This window comes from Glaciimonas sp. OK215, assembly GCF_057787885.1.
In genome coordinates this window covers 246,741-268,704 of record NZ_JBYMEG010000004.1, presented here as the reverse complement: position 1 = coordinate 268,704, position 21,964 = coordinate 246,741, and the positions used below count along the sequence as shown (strand labels likewise).

The following is a 21,964-nucleotide window of genomic DNA, read 5'->3' as shown; positions in this document are numbered from 1 at the left end:
CGATAGTTCAGCGCCAGCCCAAGCTGATGGCGTCTTGTGGCGATGAGCAAGGGAATGCGCGAGTGTCGATTCTTCTCCCTGATGCGAACGCTACTCCGAGAACTCTTCGAATGCTTTCAACGCATGCGCGGCATACATCATGGAGGGGCCTCCCCCCATATATACGGCCGTTCCCAGCACTTCTTCTATCTCAGCTCGCGTTGTCCCTAATTTGACAATAGTCTGCACGTGAAAGCCGATGCAGTCATCGCAACGGCAGGCTACCGCAATGCCTAACGCCACCAATTCCCGCGTCTTCTTGCTCAGCGCCCCCTCTTGAGTGCCAGCTGCAGCCAACTGGCTAAATGCCGCCATCAAGTCTGGCTGTGATTGCCGCAAGCCGCGCATCTTGGCCGCGACCTCTTTGGTCAGCTCTTTGTAGTCTGGAATGCTGCTCATGTCCGCTCCTTTGGTTGGTAAGTCAAAAATTATCCAGTGCTGCCTGCACTGCCGGTTGTCTTGCCCGGCGAGTTAAGCCTGCTGCCAACTCGATTTCACCCGCTCGACCATCTCGAAGACGAACATACCGCCCACCATGGCGGCAACAAAGCCCCACGCCTTCGGATAGCCAGCGCCCAAGGCAACCAGCGCAGGACCTGGACAGAAGCCTGCAAGGCCCCACCCGATGCCGAATGCTGCGCTTCCCAGAACCAGCCTCGGCGTTACCTCGGCATTGGCGGGGAGCTGGACGGGCAATCCCAGGAGCGAGCGCTTGCGGTGTTTGGCAATGAAGAACGCGAGCGAGCCAATGGCGATCGCACCGGCCATCACGAACGCCAGTGACGGGTCCCAGCGACCTGCCAGGTCGAGGAAGCCAAGGACCTTTGCCGGGTTGGCCATGCCGGAAACCATAAGGCCGATGCCGAAGAGCAGGCCAGCCAGCAATGCAGTGACGGCGCTCATTTCAGCCTCCAATCAGGTGTCGTCGCACGAAGACGGTCACGAAGCCCGCCGCCATGAAGGTCGCCGTGGCGACCAGCGACCGAATGGCGCCGCGAGAGATGCCGCAGACACCATGCCCGCTCGTACATCCACTGGCATAGCGGGTCCCGAGGCCAACGAGAAAGCCCGCGATGAGGGTTTCACCCCAGCCGGCCTGAATCTCGGGAGTCGCCGGATTGCCGAACGCGCTCGCGAGGATTGGGGCGCCGACTAGTCCGGCGAGGAAGGTTATGCGCCATGCCATGTCATTGCGCGGCAAGCTCAGCAGTCCTCCGAGGATGCCGCTAATCCCGGCGATACGGCCGTTGAAGAGAAAGAGCACGGCCGCCGCCGCGCCAATAACGAGTCCACCGGCCAGCGATAAGCCGGGCGTGAAACTCCCTAGGTCCATCAACATGTCGCCTCCTGTTTGACATTGGCGCAGAACTGCTCATATAGAACCCCCATCACGGCAATCGCTTCCTTGCTCGCAATGGAATAGAAGATGCTCCTGCCATCCCGCCGCGTTGCGACCAGGCCGGTTTCACGAAGCACGCCGAGTTGCTGGGAAAGAGTTGGCTGCCGTATGCCGAGTCGCTCCTCCAGTTCATTCACACATAACTCGCCTTGGGACAGCTGGCACATCAGTAGCAGCCGGTCTGGATTTGCCAGCACCTTGAGCAGCGCGCAGGCTTGCGTCGCAGCGGCCCGCATGGTCTCAGGGTCAATGGTGGAAGGGCTTTCGTTCATATATCGTGACTACAATTCATTTATTTATAATATATAATATTATATATTAAATGCGAACAGAATTTTTTTATATCCACGGAGACCTTTGATGCCGCCCACCATTCAAGCGTTCTTCTACACCGCGACGTGTCCATGCCGCGCACGTCCTGCATCATCTCGTGCATCGTCATTTTTTCAGCCTAGCATTGCCTATTTCGCCAACTTTGATCTATATCAAAAGCGGCAGACGTGCCCGGATTATCATGAAAATGAGTCGCTGGATTGTCGGCATGGGATCCAATGAAAAGTAACCGTATTCATCAATTGCTTACTTGGATGACTAACTTGAAGACGTACCGTGGACCACTAGCAATGAGATTTTTGATTGGCATCAAGGCAAGAAGTATTTGCGGAGTCTTATCATATGTCGGTGTCCAAAGGGCGATTCCATCGCTTGCAGCGCCCGGCGTTCGTCGATGTTATTGCCGCCTGCACACGTTTTTTACTTTATGGAGTATGAATCATGACTACTCGCGCCATAAAAAAAGAAGAATGGAAATCATTTTTTGACGGTGTTTCAAAATTTGGAGGGCTGGATCGGAAACGCGCCGAGATCGAGGTGACCAGCTTGAATCTCGGCGATCAAATAGCTGCAGAATGGGTTCCTATGCTCGGCGTGGTCTACGAGCCCAGAAGCAATATCCTCGAGGTCGGGCTGGAAGGTCTCAACCACATGATTCACCGGCCAAAGACGATACATGTGGATGAGAGGGGTGTTGAGTTGCTCAGCATCAGCGTCACCGATGAGGATGACGTACAGCACATCATTCGTCTACGAGATCCGCTTGTACTATCGGTACCTGCCAGGTCTTGATATTTCAAAGGAAAAACAGCCTCTAAAAAAAGCGCAGTCGAATAACGTTTAGCTGAAAAGGTACCGCTGCATGAACTCCTGCGCCTCAGGTTACTTGATGTCGAGCTGGAACACTGCGGCGTTTTGATGGCCGCCGCCATGCTGTTTCGCGAGTGCCCCTAAGGCCACGTCGTTGGCCGAGCGCATGCTGGCATACAGCAGCCCGCCCTTGATGCGCCACAAAAGCGCGAGCGTTCCGTTTTTCTCGTAGATGTACCTGCCGAAGTTCTGGCCATGCGCTGGCAGATAGCTCGCACTGCCGCCAAATTTGCGCCAGGCCGCATATGCCACGGCAAAGCCGTCGGGGCAGGGCGCGGGGTAGATCACCACAATAAGAAGAAGGCGAAGGCATAACAAAGAGCTCAGTTCAAAAATGGTTTGTTGTCTGCTTTCTGTTACAGCATCTTCTGACATTGCAATTTTTAATCCGGAACAATTAGCTAAGCTATTCAAGGAGTCACACTGTTCTGAAGTGGGGGTATTCAAAGACGCAGTAGGCCGGATCGTTTCGCTGCCTTCTCGCCTCATACCGATAGATAGAATATGCATTCCCGACTGTTGCATTTTTTGGCTCCGCCTAAGTGGACGTTTATAGCGCTTGGCGAGCCTCCTATTGCCGGTGCAATCCGTTATTAAGTCCGTTCAAGAAATACCGCGCTAGTGTTGGCGCCCGCCAGACTATTTTGAAAACGCAGAACTACTGTGAAAAACAACCGCTCTGACCGCGACAAGCACATCACTGAACACAAATCAGGCAGCAATGTCATCAATGATTTGCGTATGCGGCGCCTGGGAATCGACACCTATCAGGAAATGGTCGTTTACATGCGCAGCGACTGCCATATTTGTAAATCGGAAGGGTTCGAAGCGCAGTCTCGCGTCGAGGTGTGGCGCGGTGATAAGCATATCATCGCGACGTTGAATGTTGTACATTTTTCCATGATCGCATTGCACGATGTCGGATTGTCGGAGGTAGCGTGGCATGCGCTTGGCGGTTCCGATGGAGACAAGGTGCGGGTAACGCATCCGGTGCCGGTTCAGTCGTTCTCATCGGTGCGCGCCAAGATTTACGGACGACCGATCTCCGCAGATTGTGCAGGCGCGATCATACTTGATATTGCGGATGGCCGTTACTCCGATATTGAAATGGCGGCATTGATCACGGCCTGCTCGGGCAATCGCATGGATGTGGCGGAGACGATCTCACTGACGCGTGCGATGGTTGAGTCCGGCCAACGCCTGCACTGGGATGCCGATATCGTGGTCGACAAGCACTGCGTCGGCGGTTTGCCCGGCAATCGCACCACATTGCTCATTGTGCCAATCGTGGCAGCATGCGGCCTGTTGATTCCGAAGACTTCATCGCGTGCAATTACCTCGCCTGCCGGCACTGCGGATACGATGGAAACGCTGGCGCCCGTCACGCTGGATATCGCGCGCATTCGGCAGGTGGTTGAACGGGAAAGCGGATGCATTGCATGGGGGGGCGCAGTATCTCTTAGTCCGGCCGACGATCTGTTGATCAGGGTGGAGCGCCCGCTTGGACTGGATAGCGACGGATTGCTGGTCGCTTCTGTTTTGTCAAAAAAAATCGCAGCCGGTTCCACGCATGTTGTGATCGATATCCCGGTCGGCAGCACCGCGAAAGTCCGATCTGTTGAGACTGCCGATGCAATCAGTTGCCGGTTGGTCGCAGTCGGAGCGGCGCTGGGCATTTCGGTGCGGACTATGGTGACCGACGGCGCACAGCCGGTCGGGCGTGGCATCGGACCGGCGCTGGAAGCGTGGGACGTGCTCGCGGTGCTGCAAAATGAGGCCGGAGCGCCGGACGATTTGCGGCAGCGCGCATTAGTGCTCGCAGCCGGCGTACTTGAACTGGGTGGTAAAGCGCAACCTGGCCAGGGTTTTGCGCTGGCTTTGAGCATGCTGGAGAGCGGCATGGCGTGGCATAAATTTCAGGCGATCTGCGAAGCGCAAGGGGGCTTGCGCGTGCCGCCAAAGGCGGCGTACACCCATGTGGTTACTGCATTACATCGTGGGGAAGTGGTCGCAATCGACAACCAACGGTTGGCAAGTATCGCCAAACTGGCGGGTGCGCCGAAAGCACCGGCAGCCGGCATCACGTTCCACACGCCGCTTGGGGTTTCTGTAGAGGTAGGGCAGCCATATCTCACAATACACGCAGAATCCCCGGGGGAGTTGGCTTATGCGCGCGCTTATGCCGAGGCACAGGAAAATCTGATTTCGTTGCAGGAGTTGTAATGACCCCGATACTGTTCACACTGCCCGGCAATGAGAAATTCGTCGCCCAGTTGCGGCCGTTTCTGCCGTGCGATGCCGGCGACATGCAAATGCGCCGCTTCCCGGACGGTGAATCCTACCTGCGTTTGTTGTCACCAGTGGAAGGGCGTGATGTTATTTTTGCATGCGCGCTAGACCGTCCTGATGAGAAGGCCATAGCGTTGTATTTTGCCGCTTGCATCGCACGCGAACTGGGCGCAGGAAGTGTCGGTCTGGTCATTCCGTACCTACCGTATATGCGGCAAGACGCGCGCTTCCAGGAGGGCGAAGGGGTAACCTCAATGCATTTCGCCAGACTGATTTCCAGTTGCTGCGACTGGTTGGTTACCGTCGATCCACACTTGCACCGGCACCATGCTTTATCCGATATCTACACTGTTGCGACCAAGGCTGTGCATGCAGCGCCGGAAATCGCGAAATGGATTGCCGGTAACGTGAATCGGCCGGTCATTTTCGGTCCGGACTCGGGAAGCGAACAGTGGGTGACTGAGGTGGCTAAAGCAGCAGCCTGTCCATATATGGTGCTGCAAAAGGTGCGCAGCGGTGTTGCCGCTGATGGCTTTTTGACCCAGGCTGCCAATATTTAGTGCCCCATGTCCGTGCCTCGCAAACCTTCATGCGGTAAGGATTCCTCAGGTTTTGAGATGGGTCAGTGGAAATCGGCGGTGTGGGTCAAAAATTCATCGGCGCCAACAGCCGAGGCGATCGAGCTTCCAGACGACAAGCACATCACCAGGTCGCAAGAATTCAAGCGCCTGGGCCAAGCCAGGCCGATCATCCTTGGCACCGGACGCACGATCCTCATACAGGTGCCGGGCATCGACGCCCACTGCCTGCAGCGCGTCGCGCTGCAAGTTGGTGTTTTGGCGGTCCGACTCGGACGAAACCCGCATGTACCCGACAAGCATGTACGGAAAACCAATGAAGTGTGATTGTCGTATGCTACACCATGACGACATAGTTTTCCGTACACTTTTCATGCCTTTGCGGGTAAGCTCCAGGTGTCGCCAGTCGATCTGTTGCAAAACACCTGTTTTCCGACAGGCAAAAGGTGGTCTGCGGCTGTCCATCGTGGATAGCTGTTTTCCGGATCGTCAAATCGGACTTCGTGTCCATGACATTCACATCAGGAGCGCAATCAAATACACCGCCTACCCCACTTCGTCCACGCGAGTGCTTCCGATTCCAAGTCGCCACCTATTTTTATTCGATTTCGCTGCGACTTGGGAGCGCGATACTTGGCTCTCTGCCGATGAAGAGTTGTCTAAGACCAATGACGTGGGCAACTTGTGTTCAACGCGATGCGAATTTTCTTCTCTCAAGTCCGTGGACGGGAGCGTTACTGGGCCAAGCCCAATCTCCAAACTGTGTCTGGCGGTAATCGGCATAGGCTTGACGAATTTCGTCGGCCGAATTCATGACAAATGGACCGTCCTGCGCTATGGGCTCTCCAATCGGGCGCCCCTGTAGCATCAAAATCTCGCTAGGCTCTGAACCATTGACTATCTCGAAGGGCCGTGTGCACTGAACCTCGATCGCTGATTGTTGAGTGACGATCTGGTCATCGAGGGTCAATGTGCTCCCCTTGAAGAAGAACAGTTGTCTGCGCGTCTCGCGCCCAGAGGCAGGCGGTAACGTCCACCGCGCACCAGGGGCCATCTTGATCGTCCAGATGGCTACGTCAGCGGTCGGTTCAGCGGCCCACGAATTCGGAGGGGGCGCAGGAGGAAGGTTTACGTCAGCTTCGGCCGGCGTACCCACAATGCACAAGACCTCGGTGGACCCGTCACCGCCGCGTGTCACGTGCCGTGGAATGTCTTCCGCCCAGAACATCGTAAAATCCGGCTCGACCATCTTGTTGCGCGCAGGCAGGTTCAGCCATATCTGAAACAACTCAAAGGGATTGGGGCTGTCGGGCTCCAGCAACGGAAACATTTCGGCGTGGACAATGCCCCGGCCCGCAGTAAGCCACTGCACATCCCCCTCTCCGAAACGGGCGCTGGCGCCCAGCGAGTCTGAGTGGTCTACCACCCCTTTTCGAAGGATGGTGATGGTCTCGAAGCCTCGATGCGGATGGGCGGGGAATCCGGGTACGGTGCGACCAAAATACATGCGCCAGCCGTCTTTGCTCTCCATGTCACGCCCCAGCGCATGACCTGACATGGATGCATTTGGCCCCAAGTCGGCATTTCCCCGGGGGTAGTCGTCAATGTGGTGCGCGCAGACGAGAAAAGGATCAATGGTCTCCCAGGGAGATCCAAGTGGATCAATCTTGATGATGGTTTTAATGATGGATGGAGACATCATTGCTCCTCTGGTTAGGTGGGGAAAGTGAGCCGCAGCGACGTGCGCGCGGGTCTTGGCAGTATGCGTAGGCCGTAGCCCGACGCTCAGCTGTTTTGCTTGATGAGCTTCTGCAGAACCAGGGGTCCGCGGTAGCGCAGCAGGCTACCGCCCTCGGCAATTTTCCCGAGGATAATCGGTGCGAAGCCGAGCGATTCAAGCAAGGCCGCGATTGCAATATTCGCACCCTCGTCGTTACCCGCCACGAACATTACGCGCCGCCCACCGTCCTGAGTCGGCTCGCTGGCCAGGAGCGCCGCAGGAAGCTGGTTGAACGTCTTGACGACTTTGGCACCGGGCAGCAACAGGGCCACCGCGTCGGTCGACTGGAGACCGCCAAGCTCCTCGGGCGTCGCCTCACGTGCGTTCATCGCATCAATGACGATCTTGCCGTGCCAGGTCGCTCTGGCCTGCGCAAGCGCTCGGTGCGCCGCAAACGGAACCGCGAAGATCACCACGTCGGCGTCCAGGGCCTCGTTCAATGCCGTGGCGGTAACCAGTTCTCCCAGCTCCTTCGCGAGATCAACGATGGACTCGGGGCCCCGCGTGTTGGCGATGCGGACAGCGATGCCGCTGCGGGCGAACTGGCGAGCGAGCGCTGCTCCGACGTTGCCGGAGCCGATAATGGAGTAGGTCATGTTGTATCCCAATAGGTTGCGAGCAATTGCTCTGATGCGAAAGCGTTTGCGCCTTCCGAGGCGTCAGGCCGATCCGAGTGGCCGGGTGCCATCGTTGGCCTCAAGCATCCGGTCGCAGGGCTAACGATTTATTTCTGCTTGATGAGGTTCTGCAGAATCAACGGCCCACCCATTCCCAGCAGGGCGCCGCCTTCATTAATCTTTCCGAGGGCGATGGACGCGAATCCAAGTTCTTCGACCAATTTGGCGATCGATGCGGAGGCGGCTTCATCGTTGCTCGACACGAACATGACGCGGCGTCCACCGTTTTCGGCCGGGTTCATCGCCAGCAGCTTCGCGGGTAGTTGGTTGAGTGTCTTGACCACTTTCGCGCCAGGGAACGCGGAAGCCACCACATCGCTGGAGGCTAGGCCTTTGAGCTCCTCGAGCGTAACGCCATAGGTGTTCATCGCATCGATAACAATCTTGCCGGTCCAGTCTGGTGCTGCACCAGCGACCGCTTGGTGCGCACGGAACGGCACAGCCAGGATGACGACATCGGCCTTGAGTGCTTCTTGCAACGTCATGGCAGTGACTTTATCGCCAAGTTCAGCGGTCAGCGCTGCGATGGAGTCGGGTCCCCGTGTATTCGCGATAACGACGGCAATGCCGCTGCGGGCGAACTGGCGGGCCAGGGCTGTACCGACGTTGCCGGAGCCAATGATGGAATAGGTCATGATGATTTCCTTTGAATGGTGGATGGGTATGGATGGGGTGCGGTCGTCAGGCCGTGATGGCCGCGATGTCTTCAAGCGCCTGTGCTATAGCGGCTTCTTTGGCGTCCGGGCCAAACGCGATGCCTTCTGCGCGCACGACCGTCACGTCGGAAATGCCCAGGAAGGCCAGCAGGCCGATGAGGTAGCTTTCCTGGTGCTCCAGCGCTGCCGCCGGGCTTCCCGCCACATACACGCTGCCGCGCGACGATGCGATGAAGGCCTTCTTGTTCGTCAGCAAGCCTTCTGGCCCCTTCTCCGTATAGCGGAACGTCTTGCCTGCCACCGCAATGCGGTCGATCCACGCTTTGAGCGGCGTTGGGATCGACAGGTTGTACATGGGCGTACCGATGACCAGAATGTCCGCAGCGATGAGCTCATCCATATAGGCGTTACCTTTGACGATGTCCGCGTTGATGGTTGCGTCCTCGCTGACTGCGCCCTGGAAAGCGGCCAAGTGGGCGCCTGACAGGTGCAAGGCCGGATCGGCTGCAAGATCGCGGGAGAACACGCGGATGCCGGGGTGCAAGACTTGGTGGCGCACGACGATTTCGGAAGACAGTTGGCGGCTTACCGATGCGGTGCCGAGGACGCTGGAATTGAGATGGAGGAGTTGCATGTCAGTACCTTTAATGTGGTGTGAGGTGTATTTAATGATGGGCGCTTCAGCAGCTTATGAAAAGACGGCATATTGAGATGTGAACCATCTGTTTTAGGGATATATGGTTCTTTATGCGGGGCGGTATTTCAGGCAGTGGTCAGGCTTACTGCTTGACCGCTTCGACCTGGATCACTAGCTTCACGGCATCGGAGATGCCATAGTTCAAGCCCCAACCAATGCCCCATTGGGTGCGCTGGATGGTGGTCTCGAAATCGCCGCCGCACACTTCACGCTTAAGCAGTGGGTTGACGTAGCAGTTGAAGTTAGTGGCTTTGAGCATGACCGGGTTGGTCTTGCCCAACATAGTCAGCTGACCAGTCACTTCGCTGACCTTGTCGCCACCGAAGCTGAACTTGTCAGCCACGAATTTCACGGTGGGGAATTTGGCGGAATTAAAGAAGTCGCCACTTTGCAGGTGTTTGTCAAAGGCGGGCGTGCCAGTATTGATGGACGCGGTTTCCAGGGTCAGGTCTACCTTGCCGGTCTTGGCAGCTTGGTCCAGTTGCACGGTGCCTTCTGTTTTGTCAAAACGACCGCGGTTGGTAGAAGTGCCGAAGTGAACGACCTCGAACGTCACAAAGGTATGAGTAGGGTCGATGCTATAAGTGGCGACTTCGGCGTGGGCAACGCCTGCAAAAGTGGTGGCAGCCAAAGCAGCGGCAATGAGGGTAGTACGCATAGAAAAACTCCTGATAGGTTTGGGTGGGAAGGGAAACCGAATAATTTACAAACTGCTCATGCCGATCAGCACGAGCTTGAACTTGACCTGCACGTCGTCAGCTAACATGGCGGTGTCAGACCACTCGTTCTCGCCGATCTTGAAGGCTAGGCGTTTCAGCACAAACGTACCCGTGGCGGTGGCGGTGGCGCCGGCTTGTGCCAATACCACCGGCACGACAACATCACGGCTGGCACCTTTGATGCTGAGCTTGCCGCGTACTTCAAACTTGCCGCTGCCCAGGCATTTGATGGCAGTGGATTGAAAAGTGGCTTGCGGGAACTTGGCCGTGTTGAACCAAGTAGCCTTTGGCAACTCGACATCGGTTTCGGGCACCCCCAACGTAGCGCTGGCAATGTCCACGGTGAAGGCAATCTTGCTGGCCTCGGGCTTGGCGGGGTCAAAGGCCATTTGCGCGTCAAACTTTTTGAAGCGGCCTTCTACCGGCACGCCCATTTGCTTGCTCACAAACACGATTTCACTGCGCGCAGTTACCAGCTTTTGCTGGGCGAAGGCACCCGACGCAGCGCCCAAGGCGAAGACGGCCAGTGCGACAGAAATCAGCAAACGGAAAGTATTCATAGCGGTTCCAAAATTAAGAGGAAAGAAAGAAGGCTTAGCCACGGCCGGGCCACATGCGGCCGATCAGGCCATCGCGGTCAAACCACTGGTGTTTGAAAGCTGCAGCGACATGCAAGAACGCCAAACTCACCAGGGCAAAGGCGCTGATCTCGTGCCAAGGTTTGATGAGCAGGGACAAAGCTTTGTCTGCTGGCATCAGGTCAGGCAAAGGCAAGACGCCAAACACCACGATGGGAAACCCCGCCGCCGAGCTGTAGGCCCAGCCAATCAGAGGCACCGCAAAGAACAGGGCGTACAACCCGTGGTGGGTGGCGTTATGCAACCAGTGCTGCCATGCGGGCATAGCGTTGGCTATATGCGCAGGCAATGCTGGGCGACGGTGCGTGATACGCCACATTAGGCGCAGCAACGACAGGAGCAAAAGGATGACACCCGCCCACTTGTGCCAGTTATAAAGCTTCAGGCGCATAGGGGAGAAAGGCAAGTCGGCCATGTACAGGCCGACGCCAAATAACCCCAGGATTGCTAGGGCCAGTACCCAATGCAGAAAAATCGCCGTGAGGCTGTAGCGGGAAGAGTTGGTTTTGAATGTTGCCATGGTCGTAACTTGGTGGGGATCGGTCGTCAGACAGTGAATGCCGGGATGGAGGATAGGTGGCTTACCGTTTTGTTGCGCTGAGGGCGCTGGCGTCAAGATGGAGGGGTTGCATGTCCGATCCGTTAGAAAGTAGTTGGTAGGTGCTGGCATGTTGCCCCCTTCCTTACAATCTGAAAAGACGGTATATTGCGATGTGACCTATCTGTTTTTGGGATGGAAGGACTCTTTATGCTGGACGGCGTTTCACTCGATCAACTCAGAACTTTCATTGCGGCTGTCGATGAGGGCAGCTTCTCGGCCGCGGCCAGGAAGCTCAACCGTGTGCAGTCGGCCGTGAGCGGCTGGGTGAATAGCCTGGAAGCTCAGATTGGCGTCGTGCTCTTCGACCGCACGGGTCGCTTCCCGAAGCTCACACAGGAGGGCGTGCTGTTACTCGCCGACGCCCGCAACATTGTTTCCGGCGTGGACACGCTGAAAGCACGTGCAAAGCTCATGGCCTCAGGACTTGAGACCGAGCTATCGGTTGTCGTCGACGTGTTCTTCCCGACAGCCGCGATCACGGAAGCAGCGAAGGCGTTCGTGAGCCGGTTTCCCCTGACCCCGCTGCGGCTTTTTGTGGAGGGATTGGGAGCGGGTTACCAGCCCGTGTTGGACGGACGTTGCAGCTTGGGCATTTTGGGTGCGTTACCAGTCGCATTTCCATCGCTGGTCAGCGAACGTCTTGGAGAGATTCCCTTGGTCATGGTGGCGGCACCGAGTCATCCCCTCGCGAGTTTTGGCCGCCGGATCCCAAGGCGCGAGTTGGCGAAACACGTGCAGCTCGTTCTCACCGACCGGTCAGAGCTGATGACTGGCCGGGACTATGGAGTTTTGTCCCCATCGACCTGGCGGCTGGCGGATCTCTCAACCAAATATGCATTTCTCAAGGACTGCGTTGGGTGGGGCAGCATGCCCCTTCACATGGTGGAGCAGGACATTGCTGCAGGCACACTAGTAGTTCTGGACGTCGATGACATGCCACGCACAGGCTTCATGTTGACGATGTCTGCTTTTCATCCGGCATCTGCGCCGCCTGGGCCTGCGGGCAGATGGTTCGTCGACCACTTAAAGGCTTGGTCTGGGGACGCTTTTCCAGATGGCGAATGCCTCTGATTCCGGGTGGACAAATTCCGCCGGTTTGGGGTTAGAAACCCCAAAGACGAATGAAATAGCTTAGCGCCCGATTTTTTCCGAATCCTGTGTGCCCCCCTGCTTGGCTTCGCCCCCGAACAGGCCGACAAATGGAGCCTGATCGACATCCGCGCGCGCGTACAAGGCATGACCGAGCTGCCGGTGGAGTTCGCCAAAGACACGGCCGCCGCCTGTGTTGCTGAACTGGTGGCCGGCAGGGGACGCAGCATCAAGAGTTTCTTGTATGTGTTCGTCGACACCTTTATCGGCGGCGGACTGGTCATCGACAGTCACTTGCGCGGCGGTATTCACGGCAATGCCGGCGCACTTGCCTCGATCCCGTTGGGACTGGCAAAAAACGGCAGTAACAGCGCGCCCGAGCAACTGTTGAGCGACGCGTCGCTGTTCAAGCTGGAGCAACTGTTTAGCGCGGCGGGCCTGGACGAGGCCGCGTCATTTGACGAGCGCGCACTGCAAGCACCGTGGCTGACGCACACCAGCGCCTGGCTGGACGATGCCGCCCGCGCGATCGCACTGGCGATCAATAGCGCAACCTGCCTGCTGGATCTGGATCAGGTCATTATCGATGGCTCCTGCGATCGCACATTGCTCGAAAAGCTGCTGGCCGAAGTGGAAACCGCGCTGGCTTACTACAATTGGGAAGGTGTTACGCGCCCGGCAATACTAGCCGGTACGATCGGCTCGGACGCCCGCGCAATAGGTGGCGCCTTGTTACCGCTGTATGCCAATTTTGCGCCCGATCACGACTTATTTCTCAAACTGGACAACTAATAATGATCGCAACAATATCGGTCCGCGACTGCGGGCGCGTTGCCTAAGCGGTCAGCGCACTGAAGCCGCCATCGGCGTGGCGGTCCTCAATCGGATGTTGGAAGCTGGACGCCCGAAATCCGTTCGCTGTGTGTGTTGAAGAAATGCATCAAAAAGCAAGTCCTAGCGATGCGTTGTGGAACCGCATGAATCTGGCAATGCGATTCTCTTGCCAGCAGTCAAAGCCACCGATGAAGCGCTAATCCGCATTTGATGGCAATACGAAGTTCACCACACCGAGCATCTGGTAGTATATCTCCTTGGCTGCCCATTCACTGGACGGTGTTTGTCTGACCGAATTGCGCCTCACGACGCGCTCCGCATGACTCGGGGTCAGGATGATTTGCTATTTCTTTCCTGTATCGAACTTTCATCGACTACCTCTTGCCAGCTTGTGCTGGCGCTCTAAATTTGCTTTCCTCGACGTGCGCGAAGTTGGCTCCGATCAGCGCTCTAGCTTGCTTAAATCGGCTTAGCGATGCGCAACGTCTGCGTTTTACTACCATCCAGCAGAGAGCGTACTATGGGGGAGAGAACAGGATTTGACGTTTTCTTTGTGAGTGTTCTTGATTTGATATCTTGGAGATTATGATGGGCAATACCTTTGTAGGCCCTTGCTCAACAGGCGAAGGCGTAAAATTTACAGTGAGAGTTGAACAGGTAGACCATCCGTGCCTTGTTTCGCGAGAGGTACTTGAAGACCTCTACCGATCGCAAGAGCCTAAACTTGATTTGCTTGACACATATCGAGCACACGAGGCCCAAATTAATGGCGTGGCTAGGCGCATGGTTGCGGCTGGTGTATCTGGATCCCCGATGGTTTTGGGAACAAAAAATTTCCATTAAGTTTTTATTCACGTTGCCCCCCCACAATCTCACGCTCATGCGCGAAGTTGGTTGGCGGCGCATCATCTGCGACCACCTCCGCGAGACAATCTATCGTGTCGGTTAGATACTCTTTCCCGTCATCTCATAACACCTTGATCCCCTCGGTCATGTCGCCTTTCCAGTGCGCAATAATGCGGCCGCAGATTCGGTCCGTATGGCATTCTCTACGCTGGCAATCGGTCCACCACCAGCGGTTGATCTCGATGCACGCGCCGGCCCTGGTTTCCGACTCCAATACGTACAGTCGCATCGTTTTGGTCGAATATATGAACCAAAAGCAAGTATTTGAAAGTTTTCCGTATGACGAGCAAGAAGGTTTTCAGCACTCCTGCGAGCATCATAATTACAACCGAAAAGAATTTGAAGTTTTCGGCGTCGAAGCCTATGAACGTGGTAGGTTGGTTCGAACGGTCACCGTCGCGCGCTACGGTCACATTAAAAATTACGATGCTGGGCACGAAACTGCTTGGCTCGTAGAATTTGATGCCGATCTGCGAAACAAGTATTTCGGTTAGAAGTAGCAAGGCTTTCACACCGGCCTCACAATCTCGCGCTCATGCGCCAAGTTGTGGATGATCAATTCGTAGCAAAAAACGGCGGTCAGGCGTATTTTTTTATGTCCAGTAACGCACGAAGAAAATCTGTGCAGTAACAACTCAAAAAAATGTGCAGTAACACGGGGGTGTTGATTTATTTTTGACGCAGCAGAATTGTTTTCGCTAACGACCCAACTGACGGCGGCGAAACAGCTCCGGAATCGACGACAAAACGGATGCGCAAACACACGCAACCGACCAGCTACGTTAGCGATAAGCAGAAACGCGACCGAGAAAATGTCTAAGTGTCTGCAGCGTCGCCCAGGCCATCATAAGCGTGATGCATTGTGCGTCCTCGTTTGCGACCGGGTGGTACTTAGCGATGACTTCGCGCACGTCAGCAGTCTCAGCAGCCGTCATCAGCCACGAGACCGATCGAGATCAAGTCCATATCAACGAGATCGGTGAACTCAGTGTCGATGAAGATGCGCATCACGGCAACGAGAGTGGACGCTTGATGTACACAACGCCATCGCCACTGTCCGCAAGCGCATGCCGTCCGACGCCGCATTCGTTCGGGATCGTGTCTGTGTGGCCGCCGAAGAGTTGCGGGTGCGTGTTTGATTCGGACACGATAGACCAAGGCGCTTAGTATCTGGCTTTATGGTGCCAACGATAGCTACTTTAATCCAGAAGTGGCTGCAAAGATGTATGCGGCTTATACCCACGCCGGCGGCCGTGCTAGTGTTTACAGCCACGCTGGCAGTATTTGCATATATTGAAGAAGCCTGTGCCCTTCATTCAAGGCAAGGTTTGGAGGGAACTTTTGCCGCCAGCGTCTGCCCGGCATTTAATGCTACGTTTGCGGTACAGCACCAGCGTTGCGATCAGGCCACAAACAGCGGCAAAAGTCATCCACAAGCCCGGCGCGGCCTTATCACCTGTCGCCTGGATCAACGCGGTGGCAATGGCTGGCGTGAAGCCGCCAAATATCGCTGTCGCCAGACTGTAAGCCAGGGAAAAACCGGCAGTGCGCACCTCGACCGGCATCACCTCAGTGAGTGCAACCACCATGGCCCCGTTGTAGCTGGCATACAGGAACGACAACCACAGCTCGACGACCAGCATCTTCTCGAAGCTGGGGGCACTGGTTAGCCAGGTCATGGCCGGATAGGCGCTCAGGATGGTTAGCGCGGTGAAAAAAATCAGGATAGGGCGGCGACCGAGCCGGTCCGACAGCGCGCCCATGATCGGCAGCCAGATAAAGTTGGAAATGCCCACGCACAGGGTCACGATCAGGCTGTCGGTAGTGCTGAGCTTGAGTACGTTCTTGCCGAAGGTAGGAGTGTAGATCGTGATCAGGTAGAACGAGACGGTCGTCATCGCGACCAGCATCATCCCGGTGATCACCAGGCCCCAGTTATCGAGCATCGAGCGGAAAATGGCACGCGCATTGGGGCGGTGCTTGCGCTTCATGAATTCTTCCGTTTCCTGCAGGGAGCGGCGGATCATGAACAGTACAGGCACGATCATGCAACCGATGAAGAACGGAACACGCCAGCCCCAGGAACCGATTTGCAGCGGGGTCAGCCATACGTTAAGTGCATAACCCAATGCCGCCGCGACGATGATGGCCACCTGCTGGCTGGCCGATTGCCAGCTGACGTAGAAACCCTTGTTGCCGGGTGTCGCCATCTCAGCCAGATAGACCGAAACGCCGCCCAGTTCGACGCCGGCGGAAAAGCCTTGCAGCAAGCGGCCGATCAGTACCAGGAATGGCGCCAGATAACCGATGGTCGCAAAACCCGGCACGAAAGCAATCAGAACGGTGCCAAGCGCCATCAGGGCCAGGGTCACGATCAAGCCCTGCCGGCGGCCGACGCGGTCGACGTAGGCACCGAGCAGGATGGCGCCAAGCGGACGCATCAAAAAGCCGGCGCCGAAGGTCATGAAGGTGAGCATCAGGGACGCGAATTCGTCACCTGACGGGAAGAAGGTTTTGGAAATGTATGTCGCGTAAAAACCGAACAGGAAAAAGTCAAACATTTCCATGAAATTGCCGCTGGTGACACGGAGGACCGTGCCGAACTTCGACGGAGTTGCTGCTGCGATGGCTGTCATTTTGATCTCACAAACGATTGGAGCCCTGCGCCGTACGCAAGGACATGGCCCGGGCTTCTACGAATACTATTGCTCATAGCGCAGGGGGTTATTGCTTCGGATCGAGTCCGCTGTTGATTACATCGGCACGCGCCTCAGGCGACGCCAGGTAACGGATCAGTGCGCGGGCGGCGTCCGGATGTTTGGCGCCGACCGGGATCCCGGCCGAGAAGGTGGTGACGCTTTGGACCTGCTCCGGAATCCTGGCGACAAAATCGACGCCCGGCTGCGGCAGAATTTCGCTTACCTGCTGGAAGCCCAGTTCGTATTCACCGCTGGCCACCAGCGCAGCGACCGGGGTTTTCTGGATCATGTACGCTTTGGGCTTGACCTGTTCTTCAATGCCCAGTTTCTTGAACAGTTCGCGCTCGATGTAGACGCCGCTTGCGCTGTCGGAGTAGGCGATCGATTTCGCGTGGAGCATGGCCGACTTCAACTCCTCCACCGTGCGAATGTCCGGCTTGGCACTGCCGGCCTTGACCGCCATGCCGATGCGGGAGTCGGCCAGGTCGACGCGGCTGTCGGCCGTCACTTTGCCCTGCTTGATCAGGTCGCCCAATGCATAACCGACCATGATCACGACGTCGGCCGGCTCGCCCCGCGCCAGGCGGTTGGGGATGGCTTCGGGCGCCTTACCCATCGACGGCCCCCAGGCGGTGGACAGCGTATGGCCGGTAGCCGCTTCAAATTTGGGCCTCAATGCTTTGTAGGCTGCGGTAAAGCCGCCCGAATTCATCACATTGATTTCATCCGCTTGCGTCGCGCCAGAGCACAAGGCAAGGCTGAGCGCGCCGAGGGTGAACAGCCGGGGCATTTTATGTTTGATACGCACGATCTTTGTCTCCTGCTTTTCTTAACTTGACAACTGCCGAGTTTGGCGAGTCATTATCACGAACGTAATTGATAAAGTAAAATGCAGAATTTCTTACTTTTAATGCGTCACAAGCATCAATAAAAAAATAACCGGCTGCGTTTTGATTTAAACGGCCTGCAAGCCATGGCGACAGTCGCGGAACAAGGCGCCTGCCGGGCGCTGGCAGTGGCGCTGAATAGCTCGCAGTCGGCACTGTCGCGCCGCATCGGCAAGCTGGAGGAGACTTTGAATGTCAAACTGTTTGAGTGCACCATGCGGCCGTGACGTTGCCTCTGGTCGGGCCGAATTCTTCGCCAACGCGGTCGAGAACCTGGATGGCCGCGAAATGTCGCTGAACTATTGTCGCAATCGTCGCGGCCAGGTTTTTTCGATCATCTGGTACAACTGGCGTGCTGAAGGCGGCAGCTCACGTCCGCGTCGTTGAATCAGGCCAACGGTCCGATCTACAGTCGGCTCCACTAACTGCACCGATGTGAGTGTGGCATGCTCGCCTTGCGGCATGGATAGTCGAGGCACGACCGCAACACCCAGTCCGGCTTCCACCATGCCCAGCAAGGTCGACACATGCTTGGCTTCATAACACCAACTCAGTCGTACATTGGAATTCGCCAATGCCAGATCCATCAGCAATCGATTGCCGCTGCTCTTGTCGACCGTCATAAAGTCATATTGCCCCAGTTCTGCCCACGTCACTTTGCGCTTTTTCGCAAGCGGATGATCGCGTCGGCAAGCAGCAACAAAAGACTCTTTCAAAATTGCCTGAAAATCGATCGCCGGTTCCTGTGTGCCAATGATATTGATGCCGAAATCCGCCTCACCGCGCGCCACGCTTTCCAGCACCGCGTTGGCACTGTCGTCGATGATGCGCACGCGAATTTTCGGATACTGCTCGTGGTAAGCCCGCAGCACGTTAGGCAAAAAATAGTAGACGGCCGACGGAACGCAAGCAATGACTACTTCGCCAACTTGCGATGCGGCCACTTCATGCATGCTGAGCAGGGAGTTTTCAAGGTCGTCGAGCACGGTGCGCGCCTTGCGGGAAAAATCTTTTCCTACCGCGGTCAGGCTGACGCTGCGTGTAGTCCGGTCAAACAACCTTACTCCCAGTGCGATTTCAAGCTTTTCCACGCGTCGGCTGAGAGCCGGCTGCGACAGATGTATCGAATCAGCCGCCGCGCGAAAGCTGCTTAGCTCCGCTACAGCGACGAAGGCGCGCAGATCGCCCAAATCAAAATTCATGTTCATGGCGCATCAATCGTAAGAAATTTTGCAATATACAAATAGATACGATAACGGGAAACTCTATCCATGACAAGTCACTCCCGCGAGGAATTGCTGCAAGAGCATGGATGGACCCTTGCTGAAAGCGGCCTCGATAAACAACATGGATAACAGCATGAACCTTAATCAGTGGATCGGAAAAAGCGAGTCTGTTTCAGACGTCGTTACCGCTACGCCCTATGCGGCGTTATCGGCAACTCTTGATCGGCCGGCAGAGCGTCCACAAGCCGGAACGGTATTGCCTGCCTTGTGGCACTGGATGTATTTTCTGCCTCTGTATAGACAATCAGAAATTGGTGCCGATGGCCACGCGAAACGCGGCGGATTTTTACCACCGGTTCCCTTGCCTCGCCGTATGTGGGCCGGCAGCCAGTTTGCGTTCCATCAGCAGTTGCGCGTTGGCGACAAGGTCATCCGTACCTCCACGATTGACGATGTTACGGAAAAAACCGGCCGCACCGGCCCGCTGGTATTCGTCAAGGTACGCCACGAAATCCGTCGCAACGATGCAGCAGCGATCGCGCTGACCGAATTCCACGACATCGTCTATCGCGAAGCCGCAAAGCCGGGCGAGGTGGCGCCACCGCCGAAGGCGGCGCCTGCTACGTCGCAGTGGGAACGCAAGATCGTCCCGGATGACGTGTTGCTGTTTCGCTATTCGGCGTTGACATTCAACGGGCATCGCATTCACTACGACCGCCGCTATGTGACCGAGGTTGAAGGTTATCCGGGCCTGGTCGTACATGGGCCGCTGATCGCTACTTTGCTGCTTGACCTGTTGCGATGGGAGTTACCGGATGCCGAAGTTGTTCGATACGAGTTCCGTGCCGTGCGCCCGACGTTCGACATCAATCATTTTTTCGTGTGCGGCGAACCGACGGCTGATGGCAAGGGTTTTCGCCTGTGGGCCAAGGATCACGAAGGCTGGCTGACGATGGATGCCATTGCCGTTATCAAATGAGAGAAAATCCATGAGACCCCTTAAAGGCATTACCGTCATCACGCTGGAACACGCGATCGCCGCGCCGTTCGCGACCCGCCAACTGGCCGATCTAGGCGCGCGTGTCATCAAGATCGAGCGTCCAGGCGTCGGCGACTTCGCGCGAGGATACGATGAAAGGGTACGGGGACTCGCCTCCCACTTCGTCTGGACCAACCGCTCCAAGGAAAGCCTGACGCTCGATGTCAAGCATCCGGAAGCGCAAACCATCCTCAAGCGTCTCATCATCGAAGAAGCCGACGTCGTGGTTCAGAATCTGGCGCCCGGTGCAGCGGCGCGCCTTGGCCTGTCGTATGAGGCGCTCTCCGCGGTCAAACCCGGCCTCATCGTCTGCGATATTTCCGGCTATGGTAACGATGGCCCCTACCGCGACAAGAAAGCCTACGACCTGCTGATCCAGAGCGAATCAGGTTTCCTGTCGGTGACCGGGACGGCTGCGGAAGCATCGAAAGCAGGACCTTCGATCGCCGATATTTCTGCCGGCATGTACGCATACAGCAACATCCTTGCAGCCCTTCTGCAACGAAACCATACCGGCCATGGGCAGCATCTGGATATTTCCATGCTCGAATCGTTGGTTGAATGGACCAGCTACCCGCTGTATTACGCAATGGACGGCGCGGCACCGCCGCCGCGCACCGGTGCCAGCCATGCGACGATTTATCCTTATGGGCCGTTCCCGGCGGGCGATGGCAAAACGGTCATGCTGGGCCTGCAGAATGACCGCGAATGGGTACTGTTTTGCAATAAGGTACTTCTCTCCCCGGAACTTGCGACTGATCCGCGCTTTACCAGTAATTCCAAACGCAGTGCGGCTCGGGAAGAATTACGTAGCATGATCGTCGCGGCATTCGCAACACTTTCGTCCGAAGAAGTTGTCGCTCGGCTGGATGATGCGCAAATCGCCAATGCCAATGTGAACAACATGCACGACGTCTGGGAACATCCCCAATTGCGTGCGCGGAACCGCTGGCGGGAAATCGATTCCCCGGCAGGAAAAATTCCCGCGCTGTTGCCGCCGGGCTCATGGGAGGAAGGAGCGCCGCGGATGGACGCCGTTCCCGCTCTGGGCCAGCACACTGAACAAATATTGAGCGAACTCGGATATTCGACAGGGCAGATCGCGGACCTGCGCGCGGCGAACGTGATATGAGCACACTTCGAACTCACCTATCTGACGCCACAAGACTGCCGCTCACTTACCTGTTTGTTCCCGGCAATCGACCTGACCGATTCGACAAGGCACTAGGTGCCGGTGCTGATGCCGTAATCGTTGATCTGGAGGATGCGGTAGCGCCACAAGACAAGCTTGCCGCTCGTGCCGAGCTTGGCAATTGGTGCAGCGCACGAAAGAGTTTCGCCGACCGTATTGTTGTTCGCATCAATGACGAATCCACTGAGTGGTTCGAAGGGGATCTGGATTTCATTCACGCGGCAGGAATTCTCCGCGTGATGCTGCCGAAGGTTGAACTCGTCAGCCAGATTGCGCGCGTCAAGGCAGTCATGCCGGAAGCGGGTTTCCTTATTCCTCTCATCGAAACGGCGTGTGGTGTGTTGAACGTGGATGCCATCGCCGGAGCTAGCGGCGTACAGCGGCTGGCGTTTGGCACCCTGGACTACGCAGTCAATCTTGATTTGTCGGGCGATGAACGCGGGCTGATTTACCCCGCCTGCCGAATGGCACTTGCTTCCAAAGTCGCCGGGTTGGCGTCCCCAATTGCCGGCGTCACTGCTGACCTGGGCAATGAAGAGACCTTACTGGCAGACTTGGCGTTCGCGCGGGCCTGTGGTTTCGGCGCGAAGCTGTGTATTCATCCCAAGCAAGTGGCATCCATTCATCGCGCGTTAGCGCCGACAACCGGCGAGCTCGATTGGGCACGACGTGTCATCGCGGCAGCGGAAACGAGTCAGGGAGCGGTTCAGGTCGACGGAAAAATGGTCGATCGTCCCGTTATTCTGAGAGCAAGAGCGATTCTCGCACGTGCTGTCGACTCGGTTCCGGCAACTGAAATTTAAATTAAACGCATTT

27 protein-coding genes and 2 pseudogenes are annotated in these 21,964 nt (G+C 56.5%); 12 read left to right on the top strand and 17 right to left on the bottom strand.

The window, feature by feature from the left end; all coding sequences use genetic code 11:
• Positions 1–90: 90 nt before the first annotated feature.
• The 4 genes from AC3CHX_RS31940 to AC3CHX_RS31925 form a co-directional block, all read right to left on the bottom strand.
• On the bottom strand, positions 91–438 hold the full coding sequence (locus AC3CHX_RS31940; RefSeq protein WP_488645206.1) for a carboxymuconolactone decarboxylase family protein: 348 nt from the start codon (positions 436–438) through the stop codon (positions 91–93).
• Between the two features lie 72 nt (positions 439–510).
• Positions 511–942, bottom strand: a complete 432-nt coding sequence (locus AC3CHX_RS31935) for a DUF6691 family protein (RefSeq protein ID WP_488645205.1) — start codon at positions 940–942, stop codon at positions 511–513.
• Position 943: 1 nt separating this feature from the next.
• Complete coding sequence (locus AC3CHX_RS31930; RefSeq protein WP_488645204.1) at positions 944–1,378, bottom strand: YeeE/YedE family protein; 435 nt, start codon at positions 1,376–1,378, stop codon at positions 944–946.
• Positions 1,372–1,710, bottom strand: a complete 339-nt coding sequence (locus tag AC3CHX_RS31925) for a metalloregulator ArsR/SmtB family transcription factor (RefSeq protein ID WP_488645203.1) — start codon at positions 1,708–1,710, stop codon at positions 1,372–1,374. The genes AC3CHX_RS31930 and AC3CHX_RS31925 overlap by 7 nt, the downstream gene beginning before the upstream one ends.
• Before the next feature lie 502 nt (positions 1,711–2,212).
• Here AC3CHX_RS31925 and AC3CHX_RS31920 point away from each other — a divergent pair.
• A complete protein-coding gene (locus AC3CHX_RS31920) occupies positions 2,213–2,563 on the top strand; it encodes a DUF5335 family protein (RefSeq protein ID WP_488645202.1) in 351 nt (116 codons plus the stop codon).
• Positions 2,564–2,653: 90 nt separating this feature from the next.
• Here the strand turns inward: AC3CHX_RS31920 and AC3CHX_RS31915 are convergent, their stop codons facing one another.
• Positions 2,654–3,166, bottom strand: a complete 513-nt coding sequence (locus AC3CHX_RS31915) for a hypothetical protein (protein WP_488645201.1) — start codon at positions 3,164–3,166, stop codon at positions 2,654–2,656.
• Positions 3,167–3,382: 216 nt separating this feature from the next.
• On the opposite strand from AC3CHX_RS31915, the gene AC3CHX_RS31910 reads away from it, so the two are divergent.
• Together AC3CHX_RS31910 and prs are read left to right on the top strand one after the other, a co-directional pair.
• Positions 3,383–4,864, top strand: coding sequence for a thymidine phosphorylase family protein (locus AC3CHX_RS31910; RefSeq protein WP_488645422.1), 1,482 nt, complete (start codon positions 3,383–3,385; stop codon positions 4,862–4,864).
• Positions 4,864–5,490, top strand: coding sequence for a ribose-phosphate diphosphokinase (gene prs / locus AC3CHX_RS31905; protein WP_488645200.1), 627 nt, complete (start codon positions 4,864–4,866; stop codon positions 5,488–5,490). The genes AC3CHX_RS31910 and prs overlap by 1 nt, the downstream gene beginning before the upstream one ends.
• Positions 5,491–5,598: 108 nt before the next feature.
• Here the strand turns inward: prs and AC3CHX_RS31900 are convergent.
• The 8 genes and pseudogenes from AC3CHX_RS31900 to AC3CHX_RS31865 form a co-directional block, all read right to left on the bottom strand.
• Positions 5,599–5,811 (bottom strand): annotated as a pseudogene (locus AC3CHX_RS31900) (recombinase family protein); the annotation flags it as partial.
• A gap of 385 nt (positions 5,812–6,196) precedes the next feature.
• On the bottom strand, positions 6,197–7,210 hold the full coding sequence (locus tag AC3CHX_RS31895; RefSeq protein WP_488645199.1) for a pirin family protein: 1,014 nt from the start codon (positions 7,208–7,210) through the stop codon (positions 6,197–6,199).
• A gap of 83 nt (positions 7,211–7,293) precedes the next feature.
• A complete protein-coding gene (locus AC3CHX_RS31890) occupies positions 7,294–7,884 on the bottom strand; it encodes an NADPH-dependent F420 reductase (RefSeq protein WP_488645198.1) in 591 nt (196 codons plus the stop codon).
• A 128-nt stretch (positions 7,885–8,012) separates the two neighbouring features.
• Positions 8,013–8,600, bottom strand: a complete 588-nt coding sequence (locus AC3CHX_RS31885) for an NADPH-dependent F420 reductase (RefSeq protein WP_488645197.1) — start codon at positions 8,598–8,600, stop codon at positions 8,013–8,015.
• 46 nt (positions 8,601–8,646) lie between these two features.
• Positions 8,647–9,255, bottom strand: coding sequence for an FMN-dependent NADH-azoreductase (locus AC3CHX_RS31880; RefSeq protein WP_488645196.1), 609 nt, complete (start codon positions 9,253–9,255; stop codon positions 8,647–8,649).
• Between the two features lie 145 nt (positions 9,256–9,400).
• Positions 9,401–9,976 carry a YceI family protein gene (locus AC3CHX_RS31875; RefSeq protein WP_488645195.1) on the bottom strand — a complete coding sequence of 192 codons (576 nt, stop codon included), beginning with the start codon at positions 9,974–9,976 and terminating at the stop codon, positions 9,401–9,403.
• A 45-nt stretch (positions 9,977–10,021) separates the two neighbouring features.
• On the bottom strand, positions 10,022–10,597 hold the full coding sequence (locus AC3CHX_RS31870) for a YceI family protein (protein WP_488645194.1): 576 nt from the start codon (positions 10,595–10,597) through the stop codon (positions 10,022–10,024).
• Between the two features lie 34 nt (positions 10,598–10,631).
• Positions 10,632–11,195, bottom strand: a complete 564-nt coding sequence (locus tag AC3CHX_RS31865) for a cytochrome b (protein WP_488645193.1) — start codon at positions 11,193–11,195, stop codon at positions 10,632–10,634.
• Between the two features lie 228 nt (positions 11,196–11,423).
• On the opposite strand from AC3CHX_RS31865, the gene AC3CHX_RS31860 reads away from it, so the two are divergent.
• The 5 genes and pseudogenes from AC3CHX_RS31860 to AC3CHX_RS31840 all read left to right on the top strand — a co-directional run bounded on the left by AC3CHX_RS31860 (position 11,424) and on the right by AC3CHX_RS31840 (position 14,599).
• On the top strand, positions 11,424–12,347 hold the full coding sequence (locus AC3CHX_RS31860) for a LysR family transcriptional regulator (RefSeq protein ID WP_488645192.1): 924 nt from the start codon (positions 11,424–11,426) through the stop codon (positions 12,345–12,347).
• Between the two features lie 81 nt (positions 12,348–12,428).
• Positions 12,429–13,157 (top strand): ROK family protein, encoded by a 729-nt coding sequence (locus AC3CHX_RS31855; protein ID WP_488645421.1) that lies wholly within the window; start codon positions 12,429–12,431, stop codon positions 13,155–13,157.
• A 16-nt stretch (positions 13,158–13,173) separates the two neighbouring features.
• Positions 13,174–13,296, top strand: a pseudogene (locus tag AC3CHX_RS31850) (IS5/IS1182 family transposase); the annotation flags it as partial.
• 488 nt (positions 13,297–13,784) lie between these two features.
• Positions 13,785–14,042, top strand: a complete 258-nt coding sequence (locus AC3CHX_RS31845; RefSeq protein ID WP_488645191.1) for a DUF1488 family protein — start codon at positions 13,785–13,787, stop codon at positions 14,040–14,042.
• 308 nt (positions 14,043–14,350) lie between these two features.
• A complete protein-coding gene (locus tag AC3CHX_RS31840; RefSeq protein WP_488645190.1) occupies positions 14,351–14,599 on the top strand; it encodes a hypothetical protein in 249 nt (82 codons plus the stop codon).
• Between the two features lie 513 nt (positions 14,600–15,112).
• On the opposite strand, the gene AC3CHX_RS31835 is transcribed toward AC3CHX_RS31840, so the two are convergent.
• From AC3CHX_RS31835 to AC3CHX_RS31825, 3 genes are all read right to left on the bottom strand, one after another.
• A complete protein-coding gene (locus AC3CHX_RS31835; RefSeq protein ID WP_488645189.1) occupies positions 15,113–15,253 on the bottom strand; it encodes a hypothetical protein in 141 nt (46 codons plus the stop codon).
• 168 nt (positions 15,254–15,421) lie between these two features.
• Positions 15,422–16,741: a tricarballylate/proton symporter TcuC gene (tcuC, locus tag AC3CHX_RS31830; RefSeq protein WP_488645188.1), complete on the bottom strand. Its 1,320-nt coding sequence runs from the start codon at positions 16,739–16,741 to the stop codon at positions 15,422–15,424.
• 88 nt (positions 16,742–16,829) lie between these two features.
• Positions 16,830–17,594 (bottom strand): substrate-binding domain-containing protein, encoded by a 765-nt coding sequence (locus AC3CHX_RS31825; RefSeq protein WP_488645420.1) that lies wholly within the window; start codon positions 17,592–17,594, stop codon positions 16,830–16,832.
• Between the two features lie 183 nt (positions 17,595–17,777).
• Between AC3CHX_RS31825 and AC3CHX_RS31820 the strand changes: the two genes are divergently transcribed.
• Complete coding sequence (locus tag AC3CHX_RS31820; RefSeq protein WP_488645187.1) at positions 17,778–17,918, top strand: helix-turn-helix domain-containing protein; 141 nt, start codon at positions 17,778–17,780, stop codon at positions 17,916–17,918.
• A 72-nt stretch (positions 17,919–17,990) separates the two neighbouring features.
• On the opposite strand, the gene AC3CHX_RS31815 is transcribed toward AC3CHX_RS31820, so the two are convergent.
• Positions 17,991–18,899: a LysR family transcriptional regulator gene (locus tag AC3CHX_RS31815; protein WP_488645186.1), complete on the bottom strand. Its 909-nt coding sequence runs from the start codon at positions 18,897–18,899 to the stop codon at positions 17,991–17,993.
• Positions 18,900–19,050: 151 nt separating this feature from the next.
• On the opposite strand from AC3CHX_RS31815, the gene AC3CHX_RS31810 reads away from it, so the two are divergent.
• From AC3CHX_RS31810 to AC3CHX_RS31800, 3 genes are read left to right on the top strand one after another with little or no spacing between them, the layout of a single operon-like run.
• Entirely contained in the window at positions 19,051–19,896 is an 846-nt protein-coding gene (locus tag AC3CHX_RS31810) for an HTD2 family dehydratase (protein ID WP_488645185.1), read from the top strand.
• A gap of 10 nt (positions 19,897–19,906) precedes the next feature.
• Complete coding sequence (locus AC3CHX_RS31805) at positions 19,907–21,088, top strand: CaiB/BaiF CoA transferase family protein (RefSeq protein ID WP_488645184.1); 1,182 nt, start codon at positions 19,907–19,909, stop codon at positions 21,086–21,088.
• Positions 21,085–21,951 carry an HpcH/HpaI aldolase/citrate lyase family protein gene (locus tag AC3CHX_RS31800; protein ID WP_488645183.1) on the top strand — a complete coding sequence of 289 codons (867 nt, stop codon included), beginning with the start codon at positions 21,085–21,087 and terminating at the stop codon, positions 21,949–21,951. Before AC3CHX_RS31805 ends, AC3CHX_RS31800 begins: the two co-directional genes overlap by 4 nt.
• Positions 21,952–21,964 lie beyond the last annotated feature (13 nt).

Excerpts from the sequence above, each read along its gene's own strand:
- AC3CHX_RS31940 (WP_488645206.1), bottom strand. The coding sequence starts at position 438 with ATGAGCAGCATTCCAGACTACAAAGAGCTGACCAAAGAGGTCGCGGCC.
- AC3CHX_RS31935 (WP_488645205.1), bottom strand. The coding sequence starts at position 942 with ATGAGCGCCGTCACTGCATTGCTGGCTGGCCTGCTCTTCGGCATCGGC.
- AC3CHX_RS31930 (WP_488645204.1), bottom strand. The coding sequence starts at position 1,378 with ATGTTGATGGACCTAGGGAGTTTCACGCCCGGCTTATCGCTGGCCGGT.
- AC3CHX_RS31925 (WP_488645203.1), bottom strand. The coding sequence starts at position 1,710 with ATGAACGAAAGCCCTTCCACCATTGACCCTGAGACCATGCGGGCCGCT.
- AC3CHX_RS31920 (WP_488645202.1), top strand. The coding sequence starts at position 2,213 with ATGACTACTCGCGCCATAAAAAAAGAAGAATGGAAATCATTTTTTGAC.
- AC3CHX_RS31915 (WP_488645201.1), bottom strand. The coding sequence starts at position 3,166 with ATGCAACAGTCGGGAATGCATATTCTATCTATCGGTATGAGGCGAGAA.
- AC3CHX_RS31910 (WP_488645422.1), top strand. The coding sequence starts at position 3,383 with ATGCGGCGCCTGGGAATCGACACCTATCAGGAAATGGTCGTTTACATG.
- prs (WP_488645200.1), top strand. The coding sequence starts at position 4,864 with ATGACCCCGATACTGTTCACACTGCCCGGCAATGAGAAATTCGTCGCC.
- AC3CHX_RS31895 (WP_488645199.1), bottom strand. The coding sequence starts at position 7,210 with ATGATGTCTCCATCCATCATTAAAACCATCATCAAGATTGATCCACTT.
- AC3CHX_RS31890 (WP_488645198.1), bottom strand. The coding sequence starts at position 7,884 with ATGACCTACTCCATTATCGGCTCCGGCAACGTCGGAGCAGCGCTCGCT.
- AC3CHX_RS31885 (WP_488645197.1), bottom strand. The coding sequence starts at position 8,600 with ATGACCTATTCCATCATTGGCTCCGGCAACGTCGGTACAGCCCTGGCC.
- AC3CHX_RS31880 (WP_488645196.1), bottom strand. The coding sequence starts at position 9,255 with ATGCAACTCCTCCATCTCAATTCCAGCGTCCTCGGCACCGCATCGGTA.
- AC3CHX_RS31875 (WP_488645195.1), bottom strand. The coding sequence starts at position 9,976 with ATGCGTACTACCCTCATTGCCGCTGCTTTGGCTGCCACCACTTTTGCA.
- AC3CHX_RS31870 (WP_488645194.1), bottom strand. The coding sequence starts at position 10,597 with ATGAATACTTTCCGTTTGCTGATTTCTGTCGCACTGGCCGTCTTCGCC.
- AC3CHX_RS31865 (WP_488645193.1), bottom strand. The coding sequence starts at position 11,195 with ATGGCAACATTCAAAACCAACTCTTCCCGCTACAGCCTCACGGCGATT.
- AC3CHX_RS31860 (WP_488645192.1), top strand. The coding sequence starts at position 11,424 with ATGCTGGACGGCGTTTCACTCGATCAACTCAGAACTTTCATTGCGGCT.
- AC3CHX_RS31845 (WP_488645191.1), top strand. The coding sequence starts at position 13,785 with ATGATGGGCAATACCTTTGTAGGCCCTTGCTCAACAGGCGAAGGCGTA.
- AC3CHX_RS31840 (WP_488645190.1), top strand. The coding sequence starts at position 14,351 with ATGAACCAAAAGCAAGTATTTGAAAGTTTTCCGTATGACGAGCAAGAA.
- tcuC (WP_488645188.1), bottom strand. The coding sequence starts at position 16,741 with ATGACAGCCATCGCAGCAGCAACTCCGTCGAAGTTCGGCACGGTCCTC.
- AC3CHX_RS31825 (WP_488645420.1), bottom strand. The coding sequence starts at position 17,594 with ATGCCCCGGCTGTTCACCCTCGGCGCGCTCAGCCTTGCCTTGTGCTCT.
- AC3CHX_RS31820 (WP_488645187.1), top strand. The coding sequence starts at position 17,778 with ATGGCGACAGTCGCGGAACAAGGCGCCTGCCGGGCGCTGGCAGTGGCG.
- AC3CHX_RS31815 (WP_488645186.1), bottom strand. The coding sequence starts at position 18,899 with ATGAACATGAATTTTGATTTGGGCGATCTGCGCGCCTTCGTCGCTGTA.
- AC3CHX_RS31810 (WP_488645185.1), top strand. The coding sequence starts at position 19,051 with ATGAACCTTAATCAGTGGATCGGAAAAAGCGAGTCTGTTTCAGACGTC.
- AC3CHX_RS31805 (WP_488645184.1), top strand. The coding sequence starts at position 19,907 with ATGAGACCCCTTAAAGGCATTACCGTCATCACGCTGGAACACGCGATC.
- AC3CHX_RS31800 (WP_488645183.1), top strand. The coding sequence starts at position 21,085 with ATGAGCACACTTCGAACTCACCTATCTGACGCCACAAGACTGCCGCTC.